At 62.9% G+C, this 8,472-nt stretch carries 10 protein-coding genes; 2 read left to right on the forward strand and 8 right to left on the reverse strand.

Translation table 11 applies throughout. The features are described 5' to 3' along the window. Positions 1–363 precede the first annotated feature (363 nt). The gene (locus VNS22_RS07150) at positions 364–798 is read left to right on the forward strand and encodes a hypothetical protein (protein ID WP_325731028.1); all 435 of its coding nucleotides are present in this window, start codon (positions 364–366) and stop codon (positions 796–798) included. Between the two features lie 367 nt (positions 799–1,165). On the opposite strand, the gene VNS22_RS07155 is transcribed toward VNS22_RS07150, so the two are convergent. The 7 genes from VNS22_RS07155 to VNS22_RS28525 form a co-directional block, all read right to left on the reverse strand. Beyond that, complete coding sequence (locus tag VNS22_RS07155) at positions 1,166–1,885, reverse strand: hypothetical protein (RefSeq protein WP_325731030.1); 720 nt, start codon at positions 1,883–1,885, stop codon at positions 1,166–1,168. 353 nt (positions 1,886–2,238) lie between these two features. After that, the gene (locus tag VNS22_RS07160; RefSeq protein WP_325731031.1) at positions 2,239–3,393 is read right to left on the reverse strand and encodes a tyrosine-type recombinase/integrase; all 1,155 of its coding nucleotides are present in this window, start codon (positions 3,391–3,393) and stop codon (positions 2,239–2,241) included. 1,041 nt (positions 3,394–4,434) lie between these two features. Further along, complete coding sequence (locus VNS22_RS07165) at positions 4,435–4,623, reverse strand: hypothetical protein (protein WP_325731032.1); 189 nt, start codon at positions 4,621–4,623, stop codon at positions 4,435–4,437. Between the two features lie 44 nt (positions 4,624–4,667). Next, positions 4,668–5,954, reverse strand: a complete 1,287-nt coding sequence (locus VNS22_RS07170) for a hypothetical protein (protein WP_325731033.1) — start codon at positions 5,952–5,954, stop codon at positions 4,668–4,670. Continuing rightward, positions 5,951–6,232, reverse strand: coding sequence for a hypothetical protein (locus VNS22_RS07175; RefSeq protein ID WP_325731034.1), 282 nt, complete (start codon positions 6,230–6,232; stop codon positions 5,951–5,953). Before VNS22_RS07175 ends, VNS22_RS07170 begins: the two co-directional genes overlap by 4 nt. Further along, complete coding sequence (locus tag VNS22_RS07180) at positions 6,226–7,080, reverse strand: hypothetical protein (protein WP_325731036.1); 855 nt, start codon at positions 7,078–7,080, stop codon at positions 6,226–6,228. Before VNS22_RS07180 ends, VNS22_RS07175 begins: the two co-directional genes overlap by 7 nt. A 62-nt stretch (positions 7,081–7,142) precedes the next feature. Beyond that, a complete protein-coding gene (locus VNS22_RS28525) occupies positions 7,143–7,949 on the reverse strand; it encodes a helix-turn-helix domain-containing protein (RefSeq protein WP_414653333.1) in 807 nt (268 codons plus the stop codon). A gap of 105 nt (positions 7,950–8,054) precedes the next feature. Here VNS22_RS28525 and VNS22_RS07185 point away from each other — a divergent pair, with 105 nt between their 5' ends. Further along, positions 8,055–8,354 (forward strand): transcriptional regulator, encoded by a 300-nt coding sequence (locus tag VNS22_RS07185; RefSeq protein WP_325731038.1) that lies wholly within the window; start codon positions 8,055–8,057, stop codon positions 8,352–8,354. Here VNS22_RS07185 and VNS22_RS07190 read toward each other — a convergent pair. Continuing rightward, positions 8,293–8,472: hypothetical protein (locus tag VNS22_RS07190; RefSeq protein ID WP_325731040.1), on the reverse strand; the 180-nt coding region annotated here is incomplete at its 5' end. The genes VNS22_RS07185 and VNS22_RS07190 overlap by 62 nt on opposite strands.

Here is an 8,472-nt window from a genome sequence, read left to right on the forward strand (position 1 = left end):
AAGGCAAAGGCTGCAACTTGACCCGCAACTGAGGCGCCGACTGTCAAGCAATCGGCAGGAACCTCTGCGAAACAAGGATGGCGTCCCCAACGGGATTCGAACCCGTGTTACCAACGTGGTGACGAATATGGAAGCTTTTTCCGTGACTTGCGAAACCAACACGCTAGGGCTGGCGATCAGCGCACCAAAGGCTCGCTCATGAAGAAGCAGAGGCACCGCCCCGCCCCGCGTCGCAAGACCATCCACCATCTCCGGTCAGTGAAAGCAACGTCAAGCGCGGGACAGTTGGCGGGGTATCTTCCGAATTTCCTCGACTATGTGGAGGCGATCAATCGGGCTACCGCGGCGAGGATGCCCGCCGACGTGGCCAATGAGTTCCGCCGCCTGCTAGCGACACCTGAACGCAGCGCCGAAGAGACTGCAAGCTTCGAAGCTCTCTTGCAGCAATATGAGCCCTCGGGGAATGAGGTGGCTGCTCAGTTCAAGCAGCTGAGATCAGAGTACGAGCAGAAGTCCCGCGGCAGCTTTGAAGCCGATGTGGCCGCTGCATCGGAGGTGACCGTCGCCGCCATCAGATCGGCCCTCAATGAGACTGAACTCGCGGCATTCGACCTCCTGGCGGCGCGCTTAAATGAAACTGACGGTGTGGAGCGGCAGCATGAAGATGAGTTCAGCCGGCTTGTGGGCCATTACCTCAGGACCCGCGTTGATGACGATGCGCTGGAACTGAAACTTCATCAGAATGGGGTCAGCGTGAGGCAAATTAGTGCCAGGTATCCGCAGCATACCAAGAGGTAAGAGCGGGCCGGGTGACCAGCGGCATTTACCATGCCGCTGAAGATTATAGGTCGCTGGAGGCCGGGCCTTCGGGTACTGCCGGCCGGCCCAGAAGTTCCTGGCCGCGTGCGCTCACCGCTGACGCGACTAGGTGGATCTAAATGAGGCCCCCGCCACTTCAATGTGCAAGAGACGCCTGCGCGAACGGCCGCTTCCCTCGTGAAATGGTTGGCGGTCCGTTCCTGGCACGGGTGCAGCAGCACGAAGTGAATGGCGGTTCAGGAAAGCCACTGGCCGTCACTTGTCTTTCGGTGCCTCTTTCAGAGGGCCAAGACCAGGTTTTGGCTTTACAGGTTCGCTCGATGGCTTTGGTTCCGGCTTGGTAGGCTTAGTAGCCATATTGCAGTCTCCTCAGCCGATCTTCGGCAACGGTTGGTGGAGGGTTGTTGTCGCTTGCTGGAGCGATAGTGAAGGAAAGATGTTGGACGTCGTTACGCTGGGCAGAGACAGACGCGGATAACGAGAGAAATACAAGATTAAAGTCGAGTCCACCTTTTGTGACGTTCGTAACCGCAAAATCTTGGTCGAACGAGATTGCGTCAATCTGACCAGGAGGATCATAAGCGATGTTTTGATTGGCGCCGGTAATCAGCGCTGCTAGCCACTCGGACAACCCGTATCTGACTTGATCCGATTGCCTGATGACATCACAAGCCCGGTTGTCCGCAGCATAGAGGACGAAGCGGAAAGGCATTTCTGTCTGTAATGTGTCGGTGCGGGTTACGCCGCGGGAGACATTACCCGTGATGTTTCCTGACCCGCCTGCGAACGGGAAGACGAACGGGCCCGGAGCAGCAGCTACCAACTTCGCACCGGCCTCGCGTCCATTTGTGTGTACTGCCTTGAAGGTTAGCTTACCAGCCGCGACCGCGCCTTCAAGACGGCGGATACCATTGGCGCGCTCTGCCATAAGAGCATCTGAAAAGGCACACTTTAGGGCAGCTACGACGACAGATACCTGCGCCAGACTTTGGACGTGGTCTTGTTGCGCAGAGGTGCATCCGCCGATCACCCATGGCGCAATCAATAAGAGGGCGATGGCCCGCATCGCTTCGTCCTTGGTCCGGCAGTCAAAGAAGCAGAGCAAAATAGTTACTATTTAGCAACAGAAATCTGTTTTGCAGGGCCACATTCGCTGACCGTCACCAAGCGGCAGACATCCGTCTCCGAAGGCGGAGAGAAGACCAAGCGATGGCTTCCTCTTCGGCCTACTGTCTGCCTTTAGGAGTTCCTGCGCGTCGTGCTGATGTCCGATATGGGTGCGTAGCTGCCGATCCCATGTCCGCTGGTAATGTCCACGCTCTTGCTAAGAGCGGACATGGGCTTGCCCGAGTTAAGAGTCATCTTTGGGTCGTGAGCCGCCCTTCCTGAATGGAGCTTCCTGCCTTCGGCGGTCCGAAATTACTCGCGCCGCCTCACTGCCGCCCGTCCTGTTACCCCTGCAAACCGCCTCGTGTTCGCCCCGTCCTCCGCTTCCTCCAGCAGCGCTGAGAACTGCTGTTCCAGCGCCTCCTGAGCCTGACGCGCCAGCGGATAGTGGTCCACGCCGCGGAGGTAGACCTCCAGGTTCGCGTCGCTCGTGTGGCCCGTGAGCGCACGAATGGCGCGGTTCTCGAAGCCGAGCAGCTTCAGAGCTACCGGCCCAGTCGCCCGAAGCCCGTGAAGTGTGTACCGCTCCAGGCCCAGATGACCGAGCAACCGCGCAAGCGTCTCCTGGGCATTTGCCGTGGTCCAGGGCTGGCCCCGTGGGGTGAGGAACAGCCGATCGTTGTGCTGGCCCTTCATGTGATCGAGGACCTTGGCCAGGCTACCGGGCACGTGCAGGACCAGCGCCTCGCCGGTCTTGCTCTGCTCCACAGTGAGCGTTCGCTGCTCCGCGTCGTACTGGGACGGGCTGAAGCGGGTGACGTCACCGCCGCGCTGGACCGTCAGGAGATAGCCGGTCAGAAGGGCGCGGAACTCCGGGGTCGCGGCGCGCATGACCTTCAGCAGTACGTCCGGCTTCCAGGGACGATTCTGGTTCGACTTCTCGACTTTGAGCCGGCGCGATGCCTCCCACGGATTGGCAGGCAGAGCTCCTGGATGCAGCCGCCGGTAAAGCCGGACCACGACGATCATCCGGCTACGAAGTCCGTTCCAGGTGATCGGCCGGTCGGCATGCTTGCTCCGGAGCTCCTCAATCCACCCCTCGTCCAGGGCCTTGAGCGGCAGCTCTCCGAATGCGCCACGAAACTGGTCAAGGGTCCGCCGGTAGTCGGCGCGACTCGTGGGCGCCAGCTGCTGGTAGTCGGCGCTGGCCAAGTAGGCCGTCACGGCGTCGCCCACGGTGTGCCTGCCGCTCGCTTCCGGTCCGTGACGCCGCTGCATGCTCGCATGCGCCTGGTCGTAGGCAGCCAGGAACGCCGCCGAACCCTCAGGCTGGGGGAGGGGTATCCTTTGCCCGCCGCGCCGGTAGTACAGGTAGACCTGCCCGCGGCTGTTGCGGGTTCGCTCGACGTGCGGGAGCGGGCTGGTAGGAGTCGAGCGCACGGCGGGCGGCGAGCTTCGCATGCTCATCGCTGTGGGATTCCTCGAGCTGGTACAGGCGATCCAGGCAGCGCTCCAGCTCTCGCCGGTACCAGCGCGGCTCGCCAGGATGATGTTCGCGCGGGGGCGGTAGCAGTCCAGCCTTCACCAGCGCATGGAACTGCGCGCGCGTGTAGGACAGGAAGCGGCAGGCCTGCGCCTGGTCCAGGAGGACAGGCCAGTCCGGCAACTGACTGACGGATCGCCGGAGTGCCATCACGCGTTTCCGGGCTGCAAGGCTACTGGAGCGCGCCTGTATCCTAGGCCGGGGCAACGCCTACCACACGTTAGCGACCTGCTGGCCTCTCTGCTGCGCTGAGATGAACAGTCGCCCTCTTCTCGACAGCTTCCTGCTGAGCAATTGACGGCCTTCTGCACTCGCGCTCGCTGTAGCTCGGGTCGCAAACCTGGTTGCGGCCGATGCGCAGTTTGATGGACCCGTTGTGGTGCGCTTGGACCACAGGCTGGGAGTGAGGCCCCATTGTCAGCTTCGCCGAGACAACTCCCATCGTGCCACAAAGTGCGAGGAGTATCAGGGTCGGGCCGGCCACACCAAGGTTTTGACAAAGTAGAAGCTTCAGCCTGCGAGTCATTCTTATGTTCTAGGAGCTTCGAGGGCGAAACCTCCACAGCGTCCAGTAGAGAATCCGTGCGTTGCACATCATTGTCATCAATCAACCCTTTGGCGCGCAATGGCAGATTGATTTTCATCGTAATGAAATGCCTAAAAGGTGGCGGAGCGGATGCTGTGCCGGCTACTCGCATTGCCTTGCCTCCTCAGGCAGGCACTCCGCTGGCAGCCAGTACGTCGGTAGGGGGTCGTCCCCCGCGTCGTCGCTCCAGCCGTCCACATACTCGTCCAGGCTGCCACCGAAGTGCTCGACACACTGGGCAGCGGTGAGCCAGCGCGCGCGACCAAGGGTCCAGAGCGGCACCTCTGGGTGGTCTCCCTCGATTGGAGCGAGGTAGGCAATCTCGCGGCCATCTCGGGGTGCGGTGTCGATCGAGCGGCAGAGGGAAACCCGCGGCGCCTCAGGCATCCTCGGCGCCCTCCTCGGCATCCAGCCGCAGGATGTCCAGGCCTTCCGAGGTGCGGTCCAGCGCCTCGTTCGCCAGTCGTCGAACCTCGACGGCGTCATGGCGGGCAATCCGAATCTCGAGCAGCAGCGCCTGCAGGTCGGCCAGCACGTCGATCCCATCGGCAATGGTCAGGATCAGCAACTCGGCATTTCCGAGGAGGGCAGGGGACGCGGACGAGACCGCCATCACAGAGACTCCCCAGCCTGGGAAGCGGTGTCGAGGGCGCGGTCCGTCCCCGCTGCCCGTTCGACCTCCTCCTGCTCCAAGTTGGTGAGGAACGGGTTGCGGTGCTCGCCCAACACGGCGTCGACCAGGTCCGGAGGGAGCGCGGCCCTGGGGTCCTCCTGCAGGATTCTGCTGGCGGAGAACATTAGCCGGAGGATCGCCTCTGCGGCTTCATCCTGATCCATACCGTCGAAGGCCAGGAGGTTGCTCGCATAGTCGGCCGCCGCCAGGACCTGGGCAGCAGCACCCCGCAGGCTGGTCGCCTGGGTGACGGACGCCAGCTTCATCAGCGTCTCGATGCGCTCGAACGCGAGTGCCTGGTTCAGGTTCCGAGTGCTTTTCCCGGCGTGACGCTCGGCGTGACGTTCGGCCGCGAAGGCGGCGTCCAGCTGATCGGCGATCGCAGACGCGGGGCATGCTTGCGCAGACGCCACCGGACCCGAGCGGAGTTTTGCGTCCGGCTGCCTAGCAAGCCGAAGCAGATCGTTCAGCAGATCCCAGGCCCAATTCGCTGCCATGCTGCCTTCAGGCCGCTCACGGCCCTTGCTGTCCGTTGCCTCCGCTTTCGCGGCCCTGGCCTTGGCGAGCATGTCGTCGAGCGAGGCGGGCTTGGCGGCCGAGATCGCATCGCGCGTTGCCTCGTAGGCCGCCCAGAGTGGGCCGTCCGCGCCATTGATCTCGTCGCTGGTATTGAAGGCACGGAGATTGGCGATGTGCCGCGCCGCCAGATCGGAGAGCGCCGTGTCCGGCGTCGAAAGATGCAGGGAATCCACGCGCCCGTTCTCGCCCGCGGCAGGCGGCGCCGAGATCCTGGCCTCCCGCAGCTCCCGGAGCGCGCGCACCCGCAGTCGAGCTTCGAGCGCATCCGGCAGGTCCTTGCCCTCGACGACCACCCTCATCTTCAACACGATGTCGGATAGGCCGGTGCTCCGGGTGGAGATCAGCTTTCCCAGCAGCCGCTTCTCAAGCGCGATCGTGCGCGACACCTCGGCGTCGGCCATCGGCTGCTTGCTGGGATCGAAGCGCATCAGGCGCCAGAGTGCCTGCAGGTGCTGGAAGATCTCGCGCACCGAGAGCGGCTGGCGCGACGCCTTTTCCAGGGCAGCGACCTGCGGCATGTCGGCCGCATTCTTCGGTCCCACCTGCACGCGTCCCGCGACCTTCTGCAGGGCAGGGGGCGTGCGGAAGGTTCGGTCATTGTTCGCCGCGGGAACCCGTGCAGCCAGGTCGTTGCGAAGCGCGCTCATGCGAAGGCCCTCGCGGCTGGCCGGATGGCGGCACGGTGGTAGGAGCGGGCAAGGGCGGCATCGCCCTCCGCCAGGGCTTCCCAGGCTTCCGCCCGATAGAGCAGCCGCCACGCGCGATGGTAGGCATCGCGGCCGACCTCCGTGCCGGCGAAGGTGTCCACCAGGCCGCGCAGCTCCTGCACGTGCTGGCGATGCGCAAGGGCGGTAAAGGCGCGCCGGCGCTGGGCGCGGATCGCGTGGCGGCCCTCCGGTGCGCCGTTGTTCGGCGGCGTCAGCATGGCGCGCTCTCCTGGCTCAGGAGGTCCACCACGCTGGCCGACCACTTCACCTGCCGGACCGGCGTGCCGTCGCCGCTGCGCTTTCCGGTGTCGAGCACCGTCGCATACTGCAGGCCCTTCGCTGTCGGCTCCCAGTAGGTGCGGTTCTTGGCGTCGCGGTGGCCGGTCTGCAGGCCGCGCTCGGCCAGCATCTGGTTCACCGCGATCGCCGAGCGGCCGCCCAGGCGGTTGCCGATGTCGGAGGGGGTGAGCAGCACCTCCTGTCGCGGGGCGATCAAGGCGGTGATGCCCAGATCCTCCAGCGGGTCGATGCCGGTGTGCTTCCTGGTGGCCCGGGCGGCGGAGAGCGCCGCCTGGTTGTCGTCGAGCCCCACCAGCCGGGCAATGCCGCGATAGGCCCGGAAGGTGGAAGCGGCCTCGCGGGCAGCGCTGACCCGGCGGCGGAGCTGCGGTGCCGGAGCGGGGGAGGCGAGCAGCCCGCGCTCATAGGCGTCGAACCGCTCGATGACCTCGATGGTGATCGCCGTCGCCTCGGCGGTCTCGGACTTTGCGGTGATGAACACCGCCTGCTTCTTGTTGAGAAGGTAGGCGGTGGTCCGCTGGCCCTTGCCTACCACGATCTCGGTCGTGGCGAGTTCGCCGAGCTGGGAAAGCGCCCCGCGGTGGGGCCCTATCAGATCGCGGATCTTGCGAGGGCGCTCAAAGCCAAGCCGCTCGGCAAGATCGGTGTCGAGGATGCGGACCTCACCCTCATGCGTGGTGAGGGCGAGATCGGTGACGGTCGCCTGCGCCATGGCCGGCCGCGCGGCCGCGACAAGCAGGTCGGGAGTGTCGGAATGGGAACGCACGATGCTTACCCCTACAGCTTCCATGGCTGGATGTGTAAGCGGTGCTTTCCGAATTCGTCAAGTTATACTTTCCATTCCCCGATAGAGACGCTTCCCCTGCCGGGAAGCATCCGATGAAGTTCGATCGGAATGGCCACGAAGGTAACAAGCTCAGGGCTTGTGCAATGGATAATGGGCCAGTTGGGGTTCTCGGGAACCAATTCACACTCCTGCCATCGGCCCTCCTGATCTATGCGGATTGGTCGGAAGCGTCGCAGGACAGGGCGCGCTCCAGGAGTGGGAACTGCCAACACATCGGAGCCCGGAAATGGCTCGGTGCCGAATAGCCCCCAAAACATCACTACATCACGCGTCTGAAAAGTTGGAGCCATGCTGTCGTCTCCTATGTCTGAGGCGAAGCAATCTACCGGCTTGAAAGATCTATTATAGCGAGAGTCCACATTAAACTGAAATGGATGTAGGCCCCATCCTTTTTCAAGCATAGTTCTATACTCTTCCGAAAGATCGGCCCATTCAGTAATCTCACTCCAGCTTCGGTAAGGTATTGCGTCATTCTCAAAGTGCCAAATAGAATCCTTTGCCTTCTGTTTACGAACTTCCTCTAAATCTCGTTCGAGAAATATCTCTTCTCCGGTTACAAGCCATTCGAGCGGAATGGCGTACAACTGAGAAATTGCTCTGAGCCGATCCATTTCTGGCTTAGTAGCCCCGGTTTCCCACTGCGAGACTGCGGCCCGACTGACTCCCAACCTCTCTGCAACAGCTGCCTGAGAGAGTTTGGTGAGGACGCGAGCACGGTGGAGGCGCTCTGGCAGGCCTACCGCTCCAGAGAGCCAATCCTTCCGCACATCTGGAACTGAGGACGTCATAGCGGGAACCTCTTTTGAGCAGCACTTCGGTGTAAAGCGTTCCTTTCCCAGGTCTAGGAAAGTTTAACTTGCCGAATCGGAAAGCGTAGCTTACGTTCACGCTCCATGATCACGTCTAGCCACCGCCAAGCTCTTCTGCGCGCCATCCGCATATGCGGGTCCACTCGGCGATTGGCAGCGGAACTCGGAATTACCCCTCAGGCTGTAAGCCAGTGGCGACGGACGCCCGCGACCCGGGTACTACAGGTCGAACGCTTGACGGGTGGGAAGGTACGGCGCAGCGAACTCCGGCCTGATTTGTACCCCGAGTCTTCAGAAGAGCCGGCGTTCAGCCGTTCTTCCTTTAGGTGCAGCACGGATTCCTCGCCCCTACCCACCCAATCCCCGGGTGGTGCACCGCGATGAGCGCCCCATCCTCGCCCTCCTGCCGGTGCACCCCGTCGCCGATCCGGATTCGCATCCCCGCGAACATCACCGGTTGCCGACGCGGCGCCATTGCCTGCCGGCACGCCATCAGGCTGTC

It is taken from the genome of Geminicoccus sp. (genome assembly GCF_035556675.1).
GTDB lineage: Bacteria > Pseudomonadota > Alphaproteobacteria > Geminicoccales > Geminicoccaceae > Geminicoccus.